At 60.3% G+C, this 19,378-nt stretch carries 14 protein-coding genes, 1 tRNA gene, 1 other RNA gene and 1 pseudogene; 12 read left to right on the forward strand and 5 right to left on the reverse strand.

The window, feature by feature from the left end:
• Positions 1 to 34 precede the first annotated feature (34 nt).
• The 9 genes and pseudogenes from tig to rlmN all read left to right on the forward strand — a co-directional run bounded on the left by tig (position 35) and on the right by rlmN (position 10,291).
• Entirely contained in the window at positions 35 to 1,342 is a 1,308-nt protein-coding gene (gene tig, locus Q0Z94_RS02800) for a trigger factor (RefSeq protein ID WP_298067503.1), read from the forward strand.
• 107 nt (positions 1,343 to 1,449) lie between these two features.
• Positions 1,450 to 2,061, forward strand: coding sequence for an ATP-dependent Clp protease proteolytic subunit (locus tag Q0Z94_RS02805; protein WP_298067504.1), 612 nt, complete (start codon positions 1,450 to 1,452; stop codon positions 2,059 to 2,061).
• Positions 2,058 to 3,284, forward strand: coding sequence for an ATP-dependent Clp protease ATP-binding subunit ClpX (gene clpX / locus Q0Z94_RS02810; RefSeq protein ID WP_298067505.1), 1,227 nt, complete (start codon positions 2,058 to 2,060; stop codon positions 3,282 to 3,284). The genes Q0Z94_RS02805 and clpX overlap by 4 nt, the downstream gene beginning before the upstream one ends.
• 44 nt (positions 3,285 to 3,328) lie before the next feature.
• Positions 3,329 to 5,656 (forward strand): annotated as a pseudogene (gene lon, locus Q0Z94_RS02815) (endopeptidase La); the annotation flags it as partial.
• A 382-nt stretch (positions 5,657 to 6,038) separates the two neighbouring features.
• Positions 6,039 to 6,653 carry an MBL fold metallo-hydrolase gene (locus tag Q0Z94_RS02820; RefSeq protein ID WP_298067506.1) on the forward strand — a complete coding sequence of 205 codons (615 nt, stop codon included), beginning with the start codon at positions 6,039 to 6,041 and terminating at the stop codon, positions 6,651 to 6,653.
• A gap of 9 nt (positions 6,654 to 6,662) precedes the next feature.
• Positions 6,663 to 7,244 carry an NAD(P)H-dependent oxidoreductase gene (locus Q0Z94_RS02825; RefSeq protein ID WP_298067507.1) on the forward strand — a complete coding sequence of 194 codons (582 nt, stop codon included), beginning with the start codon at positions 6,663 to 6,665 and terminating at the stop codon, positions 7,242 to 7,244.
• A complete protein-coding gene (locus Q0Z94_RS02830) occupies positions 7,228 to 8,034 on the forward strand; it encodes a ComF family protein (RefSeq protein ID WP_298067508.1) in 807 nt (268 codons plus the stop codon). The genes Q0Z94_RS02825 and Q0Z94_RS02830 overlap by 17 nt, the downstream gene beginning before the upstream one ends.
• A gap of 87 nt (positions 8,035 to 8,121) precedes the next feature.
• Positions 8,122 to 9,195 carry a tRNA-dihydrouridine synthase family protein gene (locus tag Q0Z94_RS02835; protein WP_298067509.1) on the forward strand — a complete coding sequence of 358 codons (1,074 nt, stop codon included), beginning with the start codon at positions 8,122 to 8,124 and terminating at the stop codon, positions 9,193 to 9,195.
• Entirely contained in the window at positions 9,188 to 10,291 is a 1,104-nt protein-coding gene (gene rlmN, locus Q0Z94_RS02840) for a 23S rRNA (adenine(2503)-C(2))-methyltransferase RlmN (RefSeq protein WP_298067510.1), read from the forward strand. Before Q0Z94_RS02835 ends, rlmN begins: the two co-directional genes overlap by 8 nt.
• A gap of 66 nt (positions 10,292 to 10,357) precedes the next feature.
• Here the strand turns inward: rlmN and Q0Z94_RS02845 are convergent, their stop codons facing one another.
• From Q0Z94_RS02845 to Q0Z94_RS02855, 3 genes are read right to left on the reverse strand one after another with little or no spacing between them, the layout of a single operon-like run.
• A complete protein-coding gene (locus Q0Z94_RS02845) occupies positions 10,358 to 10,855 on the reverse strand; it encodes a hypothetical protein (RefSeq protein WP_298067511.1) in 498 nt (165 codons plus the stop codon).
• 50 nt (positions 10,856 to 10,905) lie between these two features.
• On the reverse strand, positions 10,906 to 13,797 hold the full coding sequence (locus tag Q0Z94_RS02850; RefSeq protein ID WP_298067512.1) for an Rne/Rng family ribonuclease: 2,892 nt from the start codon (positions 13,795 to 13,797) through the stop codon (positions 10,906 to 10,908).
• A gap of 22 nt (positions 13,798 to 13,819) precedes the next feature.
• Positions 13,820 to 14,605, reverse strand: coding sequence for a metallophosphoesterase (locus tag Q0Z94_RS02855; RefSeq protein WP_298067513.1), 786 nt, complete (start codon positions 14,603 to 14,605; stop codon positions 13,820 to 13,822).
• A 481-nt stretch (positions 14,606 to 15,086) separates the two neighbouring features.
• On the opposite strand from Q0Z94_RS02855, the gene Q0Z94_RS02860 reads away from it, so the two are divergent.
• Entirely contained in the window at positions 15,087 to 15,818 is a 732-nt protein-coding gene (locus tag Q0Z94_RS02860; RefSeq protein WP_298067514.1) for a polyphenol oxidase family protein, read from the forward strand.
• A gap of 146 nt (positions 15,819 to 15,964) precedes the next feature.
• Positions 15,965 to 17,350 carry an outer membrane protein transport protein gene (locus tag Q0Z94_RS02865; RefSeq protein WP_298067515.1) on the forward strand — a complete coding sequence of 462 codons (1,386 nt, stop codon included), beginning with the start codon at positions 15,965 to 15,967 and terminating at the stop codon, positions 17,348 to 17,350.
• Positions 17,351 to 17,715: 365 nt separating this feature from the next.
• Here Q0Z94_RS02865 and Q0Z94_RS02870 read toward each other — a convergent pair whose 3' ends face one another.
• A complete protein-coding gene (locus Q0Z94_RS02870; protein WP_298067516.1) occupies positions 17,716 to 18,222 on the reverse strand; it encodes a C40 family peptidase in 507 nt (168 codons plus the stop codon).
• A 452-nt stretch (positions 18,223 to 18,674) separates the two neighbouring features.
• An RNA gene (ffs, locus tag Q0Z94_RS02875) (signal recognition particle sRNA small type) lies at positions 18,675 to 18,770 on the reverse strand.
• Positions 18,771 to 19,126: 356 nt separating this feature from the next.
• Here ffs and Q0Z94_RS02880 point away from each other — a divergent pair.
• Positions 19,127 to 19,211 (forward strand) — tRNA-Leu (locus Q0Z94_RS02880).
• Positions 19,212 to 19,378 lie beyond the last annotated feature (167 nt).

A 19,378-nucleotide genomic window follows, 5' to 3' on the forward strand; every position in this document is an offset into this window, starting at 1 on the left:
GGCGGACACGTTATCTTCAAGGAGTCTTGTTGTCATGTCCCATACTGTTGAAGTTCTTTCTCCCGTGTCCCGCAAGATCAGCGTGACGGTTCCCGCCGAAGAGGTCAACGCCGCCCTTGATGCCGCGGCCCGACAGATCGGCGCTTCCGTCTCCCTGCCCGGCTTCCGTAAGGGTAAGGCTCCGATTGCTGCCATTGAAAAGCGCTTTGCCGGGGACGTCACCTCCCGCGCCATGGAAACGCTGGTGGAGCGCCGTGTGGCCGAGATCCTCAAGGAAGAGGATCTGAAGCCGCTTTCCCGTCTGGACTTTAACGGCGACCCCATTGTCCGTGGTCAGGAACTGAAGTTCTCTTTCTCCTTTGAGACGCTGCCCGACGTGAAACTCCCTGAAGACCTGTCCGCCGTCAAGGTGGAAATGGGTTCCACAGAAGCCACCGATCAGGATATCGAGGAACTGACAAAGCGTATGCTGAAGGCTATGGCCACCCTTGAGGACGTGACCGAACACCGCTTGCCCGAGGACGGCGACGTGGTGACCTTTGACGCCGACGGCGAAGTGGACGGCAAGCCCGTGCCCGGCATGAAGGCGAAGGACTACACCATTCAGCTGGCGGCGCCTCAGGATGGCATGGAGTTTTCCGAACTGGACAAGATTCTCCGCGGCCTGCATGCCGGCGAGGAAGGTTCGGGCACGATGGTCTGCCCCGAAGACCATGTGGATGAGAATCTGCGCGGCAAGACCGTGGATCTGCACGTAAAGCTGCACAAGATCAGCCGAGAGGTGCTCCCTGAACTGAATGACGAGTACGCGAAGAAGGTGGGCTTCGCTGACGAAGCCGCACTGCGCCGCAGTCTTGCCGAAGAGGCTGGGAGAAACAAGGCCTCTGCCGCACGGGAGGAAGCAGAGCGCAAGATTCTGGAAAAACTGCTCGCGGATCAGGACTTTCCCCTGCCCGAAAGCCTGGTCAAGGCCCGGCGCGAGGAATATGAAAGCGAAGTCCGCAGCTATTTGAGCCGCGGGGGACTGGATAAGGACGCCATTGAAAACAGCCTGAAGGGTATGGAAGAAGATTGCCAAAAGCAGGCTGAAGAGCGCGCCCGTGCCCAGATCTTCCTTACCGCTCTTGCGCGCCGTGAAAAGATTGAAGTCTCCGAGCAGGAAGTGGACATGCAGATCATGCGGATGGCCCGTGAATACAAGCAGGACTTCCGCAAGCTGCGTGACCTTCTCTATCAGAATGGAGCCGTCAACGACTTGCACGATCGCATTGCTACGGCCAAGGCCATGGAGCTTTTGTTCGACAAGGCCGAGAAAGTCAGGGCGGAAGCCGCCGCAGAGTGATGGCGTATTTCCCCGGCCCTGCCGGGGAATCTTTTCCATATGAATCGGCCCGCCGCGTCCGCAGGGGCCGTGCAGGTTCGGACAGACGTTCCGAACGAGGAGCTACCGTGACCATTCCTTTCGTGATTGAAACTTCCGGGCGTACCGAACGCGCCTATGACATCTATTCCCGTCTGCTCAAGGATCGCATTGTCCTTCTGTGCGGCGAAGTGAACGACGCTGTGGCGTCGCTCATCTGCGCCCAGCTGCTTTTTCTGGAGTCCCAGGATCCAGAAAAGGAAATTAGTCTGTACATCAACAGCCCCGGCGGTTCAGTGACGGCAGGTATGTCCATTTACGACACCATGCAGTTCATCGCATCGCCCGTTGCGACACTGTGCGTCGGCCAGGCGGCCAGCATGGGGGCGTTCCTGCTGGCCGGAGGCGCCAGGGGTATGCGCTACGCACTGCCCAACAGCCGGATCATGATCCATCAGCCGTCGTCCGGATACCAGGGGCAGATCACGGATATGGATATCCATGTACGCGAAGGTCAGCGCCTCAAGAAGACGCTGAACCGTATACTCGCGGAAAACACCGGCAACAGCATCGCCCGCGTGACTGCGGCCACCGAGCGCGATAATTTCATGTCGGCGGAAGAGGCTCTCAAGTTCGGCCTTATCGACCGCATACTCACTTCCCGCCGCGATGTGGCGGATTCTGCGGAGAAACAGGCATGAGCGAAGACTCTCAGGACACGCGCTGCTCCTTCTGCGGCAGGGACGCCACAGAGGTGCGTCATCTTGTGCAGCAGGGTTCTCTCTATATCTGCGATGAGTGCGTGACGGCCTGCGCGAAAATTATCGCCGGGGACGACGATGCGGAAACGCTGCCGGAACCGCCTTCAGGTCTGCTTACTCCCCAGCAGATCAAGGCCCACCTTGATGAGTACGTCATCGGTCAGGAACAGGCCAAGAAGACCCTTTCCGTGGCCGTACACAATCATTATAAGCGCGTGTTTCACGGGGGGGCGCTGGACGGCGTCGAGCTGGAAAAGAGCAATATTCTGCTGCTTGGGCCTACGGGCAGCGGCAAAACCCTGCTGGCACGCACACTGGCGCGCATTCTCAAGGTTCCCTTCGCCATTGCAGACGCTACCACGCTCACCGAAGCCGGCTATGTGGGCGAGGACGTGGAGAACATTCTTGTGCAGCTGCTTCAGAACGCCGATTACGATCTCGACGCGGCTTGCCGGGGCATCATCTACATTGACGAGATCGACAAGATCGCGCGCAAGGCCGACGGGCCTTCCATCACCCGTGACGTTTCGGGCGAGGGTGTGCAGCAGGCCCTTCTCAAAATCATCGAAGGCACGGTGGCCAATGTCCCGCCCAAGGGCGGCCGCAAGCACCCTCAGCAGGAATTCATCCGCATGGACACGTCGAATATCCTGTTCATCGTGGGCGGTGCCTTCATCGGGCTGGAAAAGCTCGTGGAATCCCGCAGCCGCGGCACGTCCATGGGCTTTGGCGCGCATATCGAGAAGAAGACGGAACACCGCCTCGGCGAACTGCTGGACGGTGTGATTCCCTCCGACCTTGTGCAGTTCGGCCTCATCCCGGAGTTCATCGGCCGTATCCCCGTCATTACGCATGTGGAGGAGCTGAGCAGAGACGATCTCATCCGCGTGATGAAGGAACCGAAGAACGCCCTTGTCAAGCAGTACCAGAAGCTGTTCGAACTGGACGGCGTGGCCCTGCGCTTTGAAGAGGACGCCCTGCGCGCCGTGGCGGAAAAGGCGCTGGAAAACAAGACCGGTGCACGCGGCCTGCGGAACGTTCTGGAGAGTGTCATGCTTGACATCATGTACGAGCTTCCTTCGCTTGCCGGCGTGAAGGAATGTGTCATCACCCGCGGCGTCATCGCAGGCACGGAAAAGCCCGTGCTTTCCTCAGCGGCCTAGCAAAGCGCTTTCCGCGGCACACCGGCCCAGAACAGAGGTTTGCCATGTCCGAACAGACGGCACTGGAACTCCCGATTATCACGCTCCGCGAAGTGGTCATGTTTCCCCGCGTGCTTATGACCTTCCAGGTGGGGCGCGCCGCCTCCGTGAGCGCCATTGACAGCGCGGTCATGGAATACGGGAGGCAGATTTTCATGGTGGCCCAGAAGAGTTCTTCCATCGAGCGGCCCGGACTGGACGACCTCTTCCCCATAGGCGTGGTCAGCCGGGTGCAGAAGGCGGAGAAAGGTCAGGACGGCACGGTCAGGCTGGTCTGTGAAGGCTTGTACCGTGCCGCCTGGCTGCCTCTGAACGACAGCTCGCCCTTCGGCGACCGAGCTTTTCCCCGCCTGAGAACCGTGCCTGTGGAAGAGACGCTTGCCGAGGATCCCGAACTGCCGGCCGTCATCGAAGCTTTGCAGGAGGTGCTGTCCGAAGTTTGCCGTCAGAGCCGCCACATCACGCCCGAACAGCTCTCCGCCTTCGCCCTTATCGAGGAACCCGGCGCTCTTGCCGACGCCGTAGCCCCATGGCTGAAGACGGACTATCTCCACAGACAGGCCATCCTTGAAATTCTGGATCAGGGCCGGAGACTGCGTCAGGTGTATGAGCTTTTGGGCGGCGAAATCGTGTCTTCCAAGGTAAGCAAGGCCGTCAAGAGCCGCGTCAAGGCGCAGATGGAACAGAGCCAGAAGGAATACTACCTGACGGAGCAGATCAAGGCCATCAACAAGGAACTGGGCCGCGATGACATTCAGGACGAACTTCTGGAACTGGAACAATGCCTTAAAGCCAAGGACATGCCTGACGAAGCGAGGGAGAAGGCACTGCGGGAAGTCCACAAGCTGCGCCAGATGCTTCCGGGTTCATCGGAATACGTCGTGTCGCGCAACTATGTGGACTGGATTGCCGACCTGCCCTGGAATTCGCTAAAAGATATTGACATCGACCTTGACAGGGCGCGTACCGTACTCGACGGTGCGCATTACGGACTGGAAAAAGCCAAGACGCGCATCCTGGAATATCTTGCGGTACAGAAGCTGACCGGCGGGCTGAAGGGGCCTATTCTGTGCCTCGTGGGGCCGCCCGGCGTGGGCAAGACCTCGCTGGCCCGGTCCATAGCCGAGGCCACTGGGCGCGAATTCGTGCGCATTTCCCTGGGCGGCGTGCGTGACGAAGCCGAGATACGCGGCCATCGCCGTACCTACATCGGGGCGCTGCCGGGCAAGATCATCATGGCCCTCAAACGGGCGAAGTTCAACAATCCGCTGTTCTGCCTTGACGAGATTGACAAGATGAGCGGAGACTTCCGCGGCGATCCGGCTTCCGCCCTGCTGGAGGTGCTGGATCCCGAGCAGAACTGCGCCTTCAACGACCATTATCTCGACATGGACTACGATCTGTCCAGAGTGTTCTTCATCACGACGGCCAACTCGATGCAGGACATTCCGGTTCCGCTTCTGGACAGAATGGAAGTGCTCGAGCTTTCCAGCTACCTGGAAGGGGAGAAAATGCACATTGCCCGGGATTTTCTCCTGCCGAGACAGCGGGAACGGCACGGACTGAAGCCGGAGAACATGGGCATTTCCGATGAAGCGCTGCTTGAAATCATCCGTTCCTATACAAGAGAATCCGGCGTGCGCGGGCTGGAGCGCGAGATAGCGGCACTCTGCCGCAAGGCGGCTGTCCGGATTGTGGAAAAGGATGGCTGCGGTGTCTCGGTGAATCTGCAAAATCTGGAATCTCTGCTCGGCGTGAAGCAGTTCCGTTTTGACGCGAGGGAGACCCAGCCTTTGTCCGGAGTGGTGGCCGGGCTTGCGTACACCGGCAGCGGCGGAGACATCCTCTATATAGAGACCGTTATCATGCCCGGTTCCGGCAAGCTCCAGGTCACGGGCAAGCTTGGCGAGGTGATGAAGGAATCGGCGCAGGCGGCCTTTTCCTACCTGCGCTCACGTTCGCATCAGCTGGGACTGCGCCCTGATTTTTATAAAGAGGTGGATATCCACGTCCACGTCCCTGAAGGTGCCGTGCCCAAGGACGGTCCCTCCGCGGGCATCACGCTGGCCACGTCCCTGGCTTCGGCGCTTCTGGATATTCCGGTGCGCGCGGACGTGTGCATGACGGGTGAAATCACTCTGCGCGGCCGCGTCCTGCCCATAGGCGGTCTGCGCGAAAAACTGCTTGCGGCCCATCGTTCCGGCATGAAAACCGTGCTTATTCCCGCCGAAAACGAAAAAGATCTTCGGGATGTGCCAGCGGACATCGTGAAAGCGCTGGATATCCGGCTGGTGAATGACGCCGATGAAGTGCTTCCGCTGGCTCTGCTTGCCGGCAGGGACGAAATTTTGTGCTTTTAGGCGTCTCATGCGTTGGCAGCCTCTCTGCGTATGCCCAGAGCCTTTGCCGGAGACCTTGGCGGCGCAGTGCTTTAGGCTTGCAGCGCGTTTAAGAGAGAAATGCCGTTACCGGTACTTGCGCACGGCGGAAAAGGACGTGCGCCCCGGGTCTGGCTGTCTGCGCATCTCCTTTCGTCTTTTCTTCTTCACGGGCTTCAGACCGGAGACAGCCCCCGTGAGAGACTTTGCCGCCTCAGGTAGTCGTTCTCAAAAAAAACAGGGAGTCGGCCCTCTCGGACACTGGAGTGAAGTTTCTTTCGTTGCGCACGGCGGGCAAAAGGGCTAGAGAGTAAAAAACGTCCGTCGAGGAGGGAACATGCCGGTCATCACCATGCCTTTCGGCCCGCTCGAAGCCAACTGCCACATTGTTTATCAGGGAAGCGATGCCGTGATTTTCGACCCGTCCAGCGAGACGGAACAGGTGCTGGATACGCTTGCGGCACATAAGCTTACGCTACATGCCATCGCGCTCACCCACCTGCACGCCGACCATTGCCTCGGCTGCGCGGCGCTCGCCCGCATCACGGGATTGACGCCGTTTGTGGGCAAAGAGGACTGGGACGAGCGCAGCCTGCTTCTGTGCAAGGGCATGAGCTTCGGTATGTATGTCGAGCCGTTTGAAGCCAGAATTCTGGAACCGGGCGAAGTCGTCTGGGGGGCGCTCCGCTGCCGCGTCATCGGTACGCCCGGGCATTCCGCGGGCAGCCTTTGCTACTATTTTCCTGATCTCAAGGCCGTTATCACGGGGGACCTGCTTTTTTACCGCTCCGTGGGGCGCACCGATTTTCCGGGAGGCGACAGCGAGGCGCTGGCCCGTTCCCTGCGCGGCTCCATCTACACGCTGCCGGGCGACGTGACGGTCTATCCCGGGCACGGCCCAGAAACCAGCGTCGGGGCAGAAGCTTCCGGCAATCTGTACTGCCGGGCGTAGGCACGGGTCATGGCCGCACCCGTCTGTATCCTGACGTGCAGTCCGCGGCGCGGCGGCAACAGCGACACGGCGGCCGCTTGGCTGCGCACGGCGTTCAGCCTGCCTGCGGAAGTTCTGCGCGTGGCAGATAAGGCGGTTCACCCCTGTGTCTCCTGCGGGTACTGCGCTGAGCGCCCAGGCTCCTGTGTCCTTGACGGGCCGGAAGACGGCGCATTTTCTCTGCTGAAAGCCTTGACCGCCGCGCCTGCGGCCTGTCTCGTTTCACCCATTTACTTCTATCACCTTCCAGCGCAGGCCAAGGCCCTTATCGACCGCTGCCAGCGTTTTTGGACCGGTGTCCCGCCAGGACGGGGCACCCCGTTTGGCGCCGTGCTGCTGGCGGGAAGGCCGCAGGGAGAGAGGCTCTTTCAGGGCGCGGAACTGACCCTGCGCTTCATGGCGCACACTTTGGGCCTGAAGCCGGTTCCTCCGCTCTGCCTGTACGGTGTGGATGCGCCGGATGCACTTGCCGGCCGGACGGAACTACGGGAACGGATACGAAACTACGCCGCGGAGCTGGAGGCGCTGGCCGGGCATGGGCGTTCTTTTTGATGTGAGGCTTCCGGCCATGCTCATGGAGCATCTGGCAGCACTGCGCCGCTTCTCCGGGCTGTGCGAGCGGCGCTGCGCGGCATGCCTGACCGTCTTTGAGCCGGAGGCGGGGAAGGGTGATGCGCTTTCTCAGTCGCTTTGCCCCGGCTGCCGCGCCCGGATCGTCCGCCGCGAGGCCGGCTTCTGCCCGTACTGCGGTGAACCGTTCGCCCTTTCTGATGCGCCCTGTGTTCCCTGTGGGAAATGCCTGCGCGTATTGCCGCCGTGGAGGGAATTTCTGTTTTTCGGCGTGTACGAGGGCCTGCTTCGCGAACTCATCCTCCGCGGCAAGTTCGGCGCAAGCCTGGCCTCTCTGCGTTTCCTTGGCGAGCTTCTCGCAGATGTATGCAGCGCCTATTACGCGGCCGCCACTCTGCCGGACGCCGTGATTCCCATGCCGCTCCACGTCCGGCGTCTCAGGGAACGCGGCTACAATCAGTGCCGGGAATTGGTCCGGCCGCTTTCAGCCCGACTGGGCGTGCCGGTAAGGGATGATATGCTGCTGCGTGCGGAAGAAACCGCGATGCAGGCCACGCTGGATCGGGAGCGGCGTCTGAGCATGGGCCGGCCGTTTGTGGCCGGAGCTGTGCGAGGCATGCGTGTCCTGCTTGTGGATGACGTATGCACCACGGGAACCACACTCACCCGCGCGGCGGAGTGTCTTCTGCAGGCAGGAGCGCTGTATGTGGATGTGGCGGTTGTGGCGCGCTCCAGCAGCCATACTCCCCCGGAAACCCTTTCCCGCGCTTGAACGCCGGACACCCCGGCCTTGCCAGAACAGGCGTTCACCTGCTATCTAAGCCGTGTTTCCCGCTGTTCCGCCTGCCTTGAGGAATCTATGACCGAACTCCCCATACGTCCCGACACGCCGTGGCTGGCGCCGCTGGCCGGCTGGTCTGACCTTTCCTTCCGTCTGCTCTGCCGGGAGCAGGGGGCAGCGGTCTGCTGTACGGAAATGGTGAGCGCCAAGGGCCTGGTCTACGGCGGACGCAGTACGGAAAGTCTGCTGGCCACCACGCCTGAAGCGGGAGAAACGCTTGAGGACGGAAGCTGTGTCTGCGATCGTCCCCTTGTGGTGCAGATTTTCGGAGCGGAAGCGGCGTTCATGGCTCAGGCCGTGGAACGGCTGCGCCGCCGTGGTTTTTGCTGGTTCGACGTGAACATGGGCTGTTCCGTGCCCAAGGTGACAAAGACCGGTGCGGGCGCCGCCATGCTTCGGGATATGGACAATGCCCTCCGCGTGGCCGAAGCCGTGCTTCAGGCGGCCGGGCCGGGGCGTGTGGGGTTCAAGCTGCGCCTGGGCTGGGACGGGGAACATGAGGTGCACCGCGAACTGTCGTCCCGCCTTGCCGGTTTGGGGGCAGGATGGGTGACGCTGCACCCGCGGCACGCCGTGCAGGGCTTTTCCGGCACGCCGCGCAGTTTGGCGCTGGCGGAACTGGCCGCGCTTCTGCCTGTACCCGTGATCGCGAGCGGCGACTTGTTTACCGCGGCCGACGGCGTGCGCGTACTGCGGGAAACGGGTGTGGCTGCCGTGATGTACGCCCGCGGAGCCTTGCGGGATCCCTCCATTTTTGCCCGTCACAGGGCGCTGCTTGCCGTTGGGGAATTGCCTGACCGCGCGGAGCTGCCGCCGCGGGAAACACCCCTCGCCGCACAGGACGCCTGCGATGTTCTGGATGAGCTTCCCGTGGATAGAGTACGGCTGGCGGGCATCATCCGCCGCCATGCCTTTCTGGCCCGGCGCTATGCGCCGCGGGAGGCGCTCTTTAAAATGCGTACCGTGGTTCCGCGCTATGTGAAGGGGGGAGACGGGGCCAGAGTCCTGCGTCAGGAACTTGTGGCCTGCCGCAGCTGGATGGACGTGGACGCCGTGCTGGAAAAACATTTTGGAGACCACTGCCATGAGTGACACGAAACTCGTTGAGCTTTGCGATCTGCCGTATCCTGAGCTGGAGCGCTTCATCGTGGAAAAGCTGGGAATGAAGCGCTTCCGTGTCGGGCAGATCTGGCAGTGGATATGGGTACGGAACGTTTCCGATTTTGCGGCCATGACCGACCTGCCCCAGGCGGATCGCGCCCTTCTGTCCGAGCGGGCGTCCATACGCTGGCCGTCCATCGCCGATGTGCGCGTGAGCGGAGACGGGACGACCAAGTTTCTCCTTGAGCTTGCGGACGGCGAACACGTCGAGACCGTGCTCATCCCCAGCGACGCTCCCCGCAGACCGCACGACGCCGCGGCGCGCATGACCCAGTGCCTGTCCACGCAGGTGGGCTGCGCCATGGCCTGTTCCTTCTGCAGTACCGGCAGGCTGGGATTCAGACGCAACATGACCATGGGCGAAATCCTTGGCCAGGTACAGGTCGCCCGTGCCTACCTTCACGACACACAGCCCGAGCGCCCCATCATCCGCAATCTGGTCTATATGGGCATGGGCGAGCCGCTGCTCAATCTGGCCAACGTCATGGATTCCCTGCGCACGCTCCAGCATCCGCGGGGGCTCGCCTTTTCCCCGCGCCGCATCACGGTTTCCACCTGCGGCATAGAAAAGGGGATGAAGGAATTTGGCGAAAGCGGGCTGGCGTTTCTGGCCGTCTCACTGCACGCGCCGAATCAGCGCCTGCGCGGGCAGCTCATGCCCAGAGCCGCGCACTGGCCTCTGGAAGAACTTCTTGCCGCGCTGGAGAGCTATCCCCTCAAGACCCGCGAACGCATCACCCTGGAATATCTTGTCATCGCGGGCGTCAACAATCAGCCGGAGCATGTGCGGGAACTTGCCCGCATCTGCGCTCACCTCAAGGCCAAGCTGAACCTCATCCCGTATAACCCCACGCCGGATACGCCGTACCGTGCGCCTACACCCGAAGAGCTGCTGTGTTTTGAAAAGGCGCTCTGGGCCAAGGGCATCACCGCCATCGTGCGCAAGAGCAAGGGGCAGGACATCGAGGCCGCCTGCGGCCAGCTCTGCGCAACTCACGAGGCGCAGGCAGAGCAGAAAGGCGCTTAACCACGAGAAGGCAGAGTGTTGCCTTCTTGCGTCCTGCGGCAGCGCACGAAATTTTGCCGAACGGTTTCAGTTCAGGATGTTTGCCACTACGCCCAGGAAGCGGGAAACCAGGGTGGTCAGGCCCTGAAGCGTCTTCAGGGCGAGATCCTTCAGTACCGGAAGCTGCCGCTTCACCTCCCCAGCCGCGTCCTCGGCAAGGGAATCCGCAGTGTCCGCAGCGCGTTCCAGCATGGTCTTGCTCGGGGACAGGCCCGGCGTCTTTTGCAAAATTTCCCGCACGGCGGAAGCTGCCTTGCCGCCCAGAGCGTCGGCCGATTTTTCGAGCTTTTTCGTCAGGGCATCGAGCTGTTCGGACGAAAGCCCTCCCTGCCTGTTCTTTTCGAGAAAAGGCTGGATTTCCCTTTCAAAAACGCCGGGCGGCAGGAGCTTTTTCAGACCTTTGAGCAGGGTGTCGTCCACGACCTGCGGGCTGGCGGGCGCGGTTGGCATGGATGCCTGATCCTTCTGATAGAAGTAGAACATACCGCATCCGATGACGAAAAGAACAACAAGCGTCTTCAGCACAGGAACTCCGAAAGCCCCGGCTTCCGAAGAAGCCGGAGCCGAATAGCGCTTTATTTGGGCCTGATTTCGATGTGTACGCCGAACTTTTCTTCCAGAGCGGCCAGCCTGTCGCGCTTGCGGTTGAGCAGATACAGCGCCAGTTCCATTTCGTTTTCATAGACGAAGGTGGCAGGCTCGCTGCCGGATCTGGCCGCGTCCTTTTTGCTTTTCGAGCGGTCGCCATTCTTATAGAGCTTGGCCTGAAGGTCGCGCAGGGCCTGAAGCGACTGCCATTCCATGTTGCGCCGCACCCCCGTGCCGTGGCAGTGGGGGCAGGACTCGCAGGAAATGGAGATGGCCGAGGTGCCTGTGCGCTGGCGTACCAGTTCCAGAAGTCCGAAGGAACTCATGTGGCCGATGTCGTGGCGCGCTCTGTCGCGGCGCATGGCCGTGCGGAGTGTGCGTTCCACGTCGCGGCAATGATTCTTGTCGCGCATTTCGATGAAGTCGATGACCACCTGACCGCCGATGTCGCGCAGCCGCAGGTGACGGGCTATGGCCTCAGCCGCTTCCATGTTGGTGCGGAAGACCATGGCCTCGAAGTTGGTCTTGCCCTGAGTCTTGCCCGAGTTGATGTCGATGGCCATAAGCGCTTCGGTCTGGTCAAAGACCAGGCGGCCGCCGGAGGGCAGTACCACTTCGCGGCTGGTCACGGATTCAAGCTGTTTCGTCAGATTGAAGCGATCCCAGAGTGTCTGGCGCTGATCCTTGTGGAGCTTGACAAGCTCGCGGGCGCGGTCAGGGAAGATGAGCGCCGCGGTATCTTCCACGCGGGACTTGATGGCTTCGTCATCGGTCCAGATCTCCTCGATGTCTTCGGAGAGGTAGTCGCGTACGGAGCGGGCCACGAGATCGGCTTCCTGATAGATGAGGCATGGGCTTTTTTCCGGAACCGCGCGCTTGCGAATGTCCTGCCAGAGCATCTTGAGGTACTGCATATCCTGCTGAATGCTGGCCTTGTCCGCGCCTTCGCTGGCCGTGCGGATGATGACGCCCATGTTTTCGCCGGGCTGGATGCCGCTCAGTAGCTCCTTGAGCCGGGCGCGTTCTTCAGGGTCTTCCACCTTGCGGGATACGCCGATCTGTTCCTGCCCGGGCGTGAGCACCAGAAAGCGTCCGGCGATGGAGATCCATGTTGTCAGGAAGGCCCCCTTGCTGCCGGAAGGCTCCTTGACCACCTGTACCAGCACATCCTGGCCGACCTTGAGCACCTTCTGTATGGGCGGATATTTGGGACCGTGGGTGGAGTCATGGGGCACGAGATAATATTCGGGATGAACTTCATCAATCTGCAGGAAGCCGTTCTTCCCGTTGCCGAAGTTCACGAAGGCCGCCTGGAGGTTGGTATCGATATTGTTGATGACTCCCTTGTAGATATTGCCCCGTATCTTTGCCTGATGCGCCATTTCCACGAAATATTCCATGACGTTGCCGTCTTCGGTAATGGCGACTTCCACCTGCTCGTCCGGCACGGAGCTGATGTACAGCACACGGCGCGGCGCGGGGGCAGGCTCTGCGCCTTTCGCTTTTTCGGCAACGCGGGGCTTTTCTCCTGCTTTGGCCTTCTCTGCGGGGCGGCCCTTTTTTTGCGGCTGGCGTTCGCGGGGCTTGGGAGCGTCGATGCGGTTGCCGTTGACCGCGGCGTCCAGCGCGTCCAGATCTTCCTCGTTTTCTTCGCCAAACGGAGGCATGGCCGCGGGCTGATCGGGAAGCACGGGCTGGGGACCATCGTCTTCGGGCAGAAGTTCCTCTTCGCGCCGGCCGAGGGCCACGCCGAGGACGCTGTCGTTCAGCATGGCGGCGTTGAAATCGAAATCTTCAGGTATGGCGGGTACGCCCTGGACGCTGCGGCGCGGTCGTCCGCGCCCATTGCGAGGCTTGCGGCCCCCGAAAGGAGCATTCCCGTCCATGCCCGTGAACGGCGGATAGAAGTTCTGCTGATAGGGATCGGGCAGGTAGGGCGAGGCGTTGGACAGCGGCTGGGCATCACGGTCACGCTTCCTGCGTGTGCGGGGATTGATCCGGCGCTGAGAGCGGATATCGCCGAAAGACCCTTCGGCGGGCAGTATGCTGGTGATAATGGCGTCATCGTCCGGCCACAGCGGGGGCTGAGGCCGGCTGTCCGCCCGGTTGCCCAGATCGTCCTCGGGCACGGGCGCGATGTCGGCAGCCTGATTGCCCGGTTCTGCTTCAACGTGTGCTTCCGCAGTGGTGTTTTCCTTTCGGGCGCGGGGCTTGCGGCCGCGGCGGGCTTTGGGGGCGGCGTCTATTTTTGCAGGAGTTTCGGGCACATTTGGGGCTGAGACATCAGGAGCGGAGGCAGCCTGAGCGGGAACTTCGGGAGTGGAAGCCGCGGCGGATTCAGACCGGGCGTCTGCGGGTGTGCTTTCACCTGCGGGAACGCCGCCCGCTGGGGTTTCGGCCGTGCGGGAACGCCTGACACGGGTACGGCGCACGGGCGTTTCTGCAGCTTCGGCAGGCACCGCGCCGGTGGGGGAAGGCACACTGACTTCGGATTTGCGGGGGCGTCCCCGGCGTCTTTTGGCAGGAGCAGGCACTTCTTCCGGCGAAGCCCCGGCAGGCACAGGCTCAGATGTCGCAGGCGCGGCGGGTACAGGGGGGACGGAAACGGGGGCGAGGGGCAGGGTGGCTTCCGGCAGTGGCGCAGTGTTGTTCTCTGCAACCTCTTCCTGTGTTTCTGTGCCGCTGTTTTTTCTGCTCGTGCGACGTTTCCTCACGGGAGCCGTCTCTTTGCTTTCGGGAGTGTCTGCAACGGCTTTTCTGCGGCGGCGTACCGTCTTCTTTTCCATTTCAGGAGCGGCTCCCGTGTCCGGGGTGGCCGCGCTGGTGCTGTTTTTGGGTTCTTCGGTGGTGTTTTCGTTGAGAGAAGGGTTTTGACTCATGGGTTCCTCAAAAATTTCGGGATCAGTCAGCGGTATCGAGTCTGCGGAGCGTCACCCGTATGCCTGCCTCGTCCAGAGTGAGGAGCGCATAGCAGCCGAGGGAAAAAGGCCCCGGATTGGCCACGATGGTGCGTCCCAGTTTTTGAACGCCGGCGGACTCGTGGATGTGCCCGCAGATGCAGAGGGAAGGCTGATGTTCCTCTATGAAGTCCCGCACTGCGGTGGAGCCAACGTGGATTCCCCCGTGCGTACGGTCGCATACGGTGTTGTACGGAGGGTTGTGGGAAATCAGGATCCAATCTCTGTGGCCTCCTGACTGCCGGGCAAGTTCCTCCAGCCATTCTGAAAAACGTGCCTCTGGAAATTCTGACGGCGTCCCCAGAGGAGTGAACGTGGAGCCGCCTACACCAAGGAGGGCGACTTCCGGGCCAAGTTCCCGCACCTTGCGGTGCAGGTTGATGCCCTCATTTTCAAGCCAGTCGTCTGCTTCCGCCCGATCCATGTTGCCAATCTGGGCAAGAACCATGGGGTGTACGGCGCGGAAGGCTTCGATGACCGTGCGTGCGGCGTTCGCGCCGCCCAGCGTGGTCAGATCGCCGGTCAGAAGGACGCCGTTTGCCTGCGTAAGTTCCGGAATTTCCCGTGCGCGGTGGATACGGCCGTGGATGTCCCCCAGCACTATCCACGTCTGCCTCACGCGGAAGCCGGGCGTTTCGCCTTTGCGGCGGCCGGTACGGATACGCCCCTTCGCGGTCTGAAGACCGTTGTCAGGGGTAGAGAGAGCAGATTCCGTAACGGTATCCGGCATATTGAGGGAGTCCTTTTTCTGGCAGACGAACACAGCGGGGAAAAGACGGTGCAAGAAATCCGCGCCGTGCGGGGCGCGCTTCGGAAAGAGACGCGGCTATACTCGTGGTCTGTTCTCCGTGTGAGAACTTCATAGACTATTTTTTTTCGTTTGACAAAGGAAAAGAGAGGCTCGGAAGCGATTCTTTGACAATGCAGTGATGTTTTATGGAATTTTTTCTGCCAATGGAGAAGAAAAAAACGTTTCCAGGATGGAAACAGCGCCTTTCCTGCGCGGAGACGCTTACCTGATTACAAACGAACGCCGTTCTGCCGCAAGCTCTTGTCCGGCAAAGCGCTCCCTGTTATTGTGTGTTTCCCAAAGGCTTGCCCTGGCCTTGCCTCAGTGGGCAGAAACTCAGGGCATACTGAAGCTCGCGGGGCGGGCGTTGACCAATGTTTTACTTTCTGCGGAGCCGTGAGCACCGCAGTGGAGCTTTTCTATGCAGCTTGACCTGATTCCCCTCCGTTTTCCGGGCATTTCCCATGTGCGCTGCGCGTTTGGTACGCGGGCACTTGGCAATCTTTCCCTCGACGTTGCCGGCGCTGGAAACGCGGAACGGGAACGCCGTGCCGCGCTCTGTGCGCGTCTGGACGTGGAAGCCTTTGCCGAGGCCCGGCAGGTGCACGGCGTACGTACGCTCTTCGAACCTGCCGCCCAAGATCCGGCGCTGGCGGCCGTGACCGAGGCGGACGGACTGGCGACGGCCCGCCCGGGACTAGCACTCATGATAAAAACCGCCGATTGTCAACCCATACTGCTGGCGCATAACGGTGGGCGCTTTGTCGCGGCGATACATTCCGGATGGCGGGGGAATCGTCAGGACTATCCGCGCATCGCGGTGGAGGAGTGCTGCGCGCACTACGGCGCGGATCCTGTGGACGTGTGGGCCGTGCGCGGTCCCAGCCTCGGCCCGGCTGCTTCCGAATTCATCCATTTTGACAGAGAGTGGGGCGGCGCTTTTCTGCCCTGGTACAACGCCGGCCGCCGCACGGTGGACCTCTGGCGGCTGACGCACGATCAGCTTTTGCGGGCGGGCATTCCGGAAGGGCAGATACTGTCTCTGGATCTGTGTACCTTTGAAAACAGCGGGCTTTTCTTCTCCTACCGCCATGCGCGGGCGTTCGGCAGCGCGGATGGCCGGCAGGGGAGCTTTATCTGGATGACCTCCTGAACAAGGCTTTATTTTTTTCAGGAAAAGGGCTAACGTGCAAAGCGGTGCCGCTGTCCGGCCCTGGAGAGGGGGCTTTGGACGTACCGTATCGGGCGGAGCGGCGTCTGTTCCGGCTTTACGCCCTATCTGTTTTTTTAGAGGAAAGAATGAACGTATCTCACATGATGCGGCGGCTTGTCGAAGCCGTTCGCGGCTGTGTCATGGCAGCCGGCTGTGTTCTGGCTCTGGGCGGTGTGTTTGCCCTGGCTGTTCCCCATGCCCATGCCGAAGGTTTCAACATCACAGAATGGAGCGCCCGCGGCATGGCCCTCGGCGGCGGACCGGCCGGCGGCATGGTCGCCCGCGCTGACGATGCCTCAGCCGTAGCCTATAACCCTGCTGGCATCACCCAGATTCCCGGGACCTCCATGCAGGCCGGCCTGGCCGTGTCCATGCTGAATTTTGATCTCTACCGCAGGGACACGGGGACAACGGTTTCCAGCTCCGACCAGGCCTGGCCCATCCCCCATTTTTATCTGACCCATCAGCTGAGCGACCGCGTCTGGTTCGGCATGGGCATGTTCACCCGCTATGGACTGGGCTCTCAGTTCCCGGATAACTGGGGCAGACCTTCTCCAGGCACCCCGGGGATTCCGGTCTTAGGTGGAGCGCAGTTGACCGGAGTGTTAAAGTCCGTGACGCTCATTTCCTCCACCCTCAATCCCAATATCGCCGTCAAGCTTAGCGACCGGTGGTCAGTGAGTGCCGGCGTCAGCTATACCTGGGGCTATTTGAGCCTGAATCAGCAGTACAACCTTGGTATGAACGGAACTTCTGTTGCCGGTGCCGACGCCCGTATGCATTCCGAAAACGGCTACGCCTTCGGCTTCAACTTTGGTCTGCACGCGAGGTTCAACGAGCAGTGGAGCGCCGGTCTGACCTACCGCTCACGGGAAGACATGAGCTTTTCCGGAATGAACCGTTTTCGTTTCAGCGGCAATTCTGCATACGTTGGAATGCTAAAATCCTACATGCAGTCCTGCAGTGCCGATGGCAAACTTTCCGTGCCGGACGTCATCACTCTGGGCGTTATGTATAAGCCTCTGGAGAATCTGAGTTTTGAAGCCGACCTCGGCTACACGGTCTGGAGCCGTTACCGCAATCTGAACATCAACATGCACGATGCGCCGCCGCCGCAGCAGTTCCACGAGCAGAAGAACTGGCATGACACCTGGGCCTTCACCCTCGGCGTGGAATACGCGCCCATCGACTGGATGACGCTGCGCGCTGGCTTCACCTACGAGACCTCGCCGCTCAAGAATTCCGGTTATCCCGATTATCTCGTGCCTTCCAACGGGCGCAATTATTATACGCTGGGTGCCGGGTTCAAGTATGAGAACTGGACTCTCGATCTCGCCTACATGTATATCGACGTGCGCAAACTGAATTATCCCGGAAATTCTTTTACCGGGCCGGCTCTTTCCGTGCATGAAGGCAACTGCCACAACAGCTACGCCCATAATTTCGGTGTGACCCTCGGCTACAGGTTCTAAAAGCGAAACACGCAGAAGCGTGACGGCGGCGCGTCTCCCTGATGCCTGTCCCTGCGGACAGGCGTCCGGAGAAGTGCCGCCGTTTTGTCATAATGAGGCCGTCAGGAGTGACGAGATATGCTGAAATCTGGGGATGAAACGGGGGAAAACGCTGAGAGACAAGGCCTGTGCGTGGAAAGGACACCGGGCTGGAGGGAGACTGAACGCCGTGACCGAGCTGCCGGACAGGGAAGCAAGGCTTTTCAGGGCGAGGGCTGTGTCGGTCTCAAGCCATAAAGATGAAGAGAGGACAGATTCCCTCTGGTCAGGAAAGAAAATTGGAGAGAAGCAGAAACAGGGGAAGCAGTGGCCGCGCAGGCAGGCGTTCAGCGCCGCACGATACGCCGTCCGCTCACATAGTAGCGTCGCCAGTAGGAGGTGTTCAGGGATTCCACCCGAACTTTGGCGCGGGGTTTGGGACTGTGCACGAAGTTGTTCTTTCCGGTATAGATGCCCGTGTGGTAGCCGGAACGCGGGATGCGGAAGACCACGATGTCCCCGGGGCGCAGGTTGGCGCGGCCTACCTTGCTGCCCGCACTGGCCTGATCCTTGCTGAGCCTGGGGACTTTGACGCCATGCCTGCCATAGGACCAGAAGACAAGCCCGGAACAGTCGAAGCCCCGGGGCGAGGCGCCGCCTGTGACGTAGGGGCGGCCGACCTGGGTCAGGGCGGTCTGAGCGATGGCTGCGCTCGTACTTGTATAGCCGCGCTGAGCCTGCGCCGAAGAGCGGACGTTTTGCTTGCCGCAGCCGGAGAGCAGAGCCAGGGCGAGGCAGAGAAGCAGGAACAGGAGCGGCCGGAACAGGGCGGGGCGGTCAGTCGGTACGGTCATGACAAGCGAGGTCTCGCAAGGAAATTTTTTTCATCCTAGAGTATCTGGAAATAATTTGCAAGAAGCAAAAGAGAAGGAAAGTTTATGGCACAGGTAAAATGGTATCTGAAAATAAAATTCCTTATATCTGAAAAATAAAGAAATTATATATGAATTTGTGCGTTATGGTATCAGTTATCTCATTTAAAAAGGGCAATACTACCGTTTTATAAAAATGATATTTTGAGAAGATGAAGAGTTTTGTTTGCAAGGTATTCGCTGTCTTCCGCCGGCAACAGGAACTTTCTGGAAGTTCCGCGTTACTTGCTCTGATTTTTATGCATGGTTTCTGGCATTCCGAAATCCGGCCAGATCATTGGCAAGCCCCCGGCAGGCTCCCTTGCTGCTTGAAGAAGGGAATCTGCACGAGAAGAGGACTGAGAAAACAGGAAGGGCGCAGGCATGAACCTGCGCCCTTCTGGGAACCGGACACCCGGCAGCAACCGTTACCGTTGCTTCCTTTCGGACCTGGCGGGGTTGGCGGCGCAACCGCCGCCCGGTTCCCAATGTGTGAAAATACCATAGTCTGCCCCGTCGGTCTTGTCAAGGCCGGGAACGGCGGAAGCGTATCGTTTCAGAGACCGCTTACGGAAAGAACGCCGTTCAGGGCGATAGGGCCGTATCCGGCCTGAAGATCGGAGTCCATGAAGGTGACAAGATTGAAGTGTTACCCTTAAGACGTGAACGTTTTGTCTGTCCAGGGAGCATCCTTTCAGGAGAGGCATTTTTTAAGAACGGCCCCTCTGCGGGTTCTTTTTACGGGGTTCATCCTCACTGCGCACGGGGAGATTGAAGGCGCGGGTGTGGAAAATCTGCAAAAAAAGAGCTTGCCAACGCGCCCTCTTTTTTATAGAAAGACACCTGTGCCCAGATGGTGGAATTGGTAGACACGCTATCTTGAGGTGGTAGTGCCAACTGGCGTGGGAGTTCGAGTCTCCCTCTGGGCACCACCCAACAGTCCAAAATGGTTCATAGAAGGCCGAAATCACTAAGGAAAATGTGGTTTCGGTCATTTTTGGTTAAACGTCCCCTAGCTAGGTTGATATGCACCCCATCAGGTGGACAAAGTAAGAAAGCCCCGCTAGGCTGAACTTTGTAAACAGATGGGGATTTGTAT

This window comes from uncultured Mailhella sp., from assembly GCF_947631555.1.
Taxonomy (GTDB): Bacteria; Desulfobacterota; Desulfovibrionia; order Desulfovibrionales; family Desulfovibrionaceae; genus Mailhella.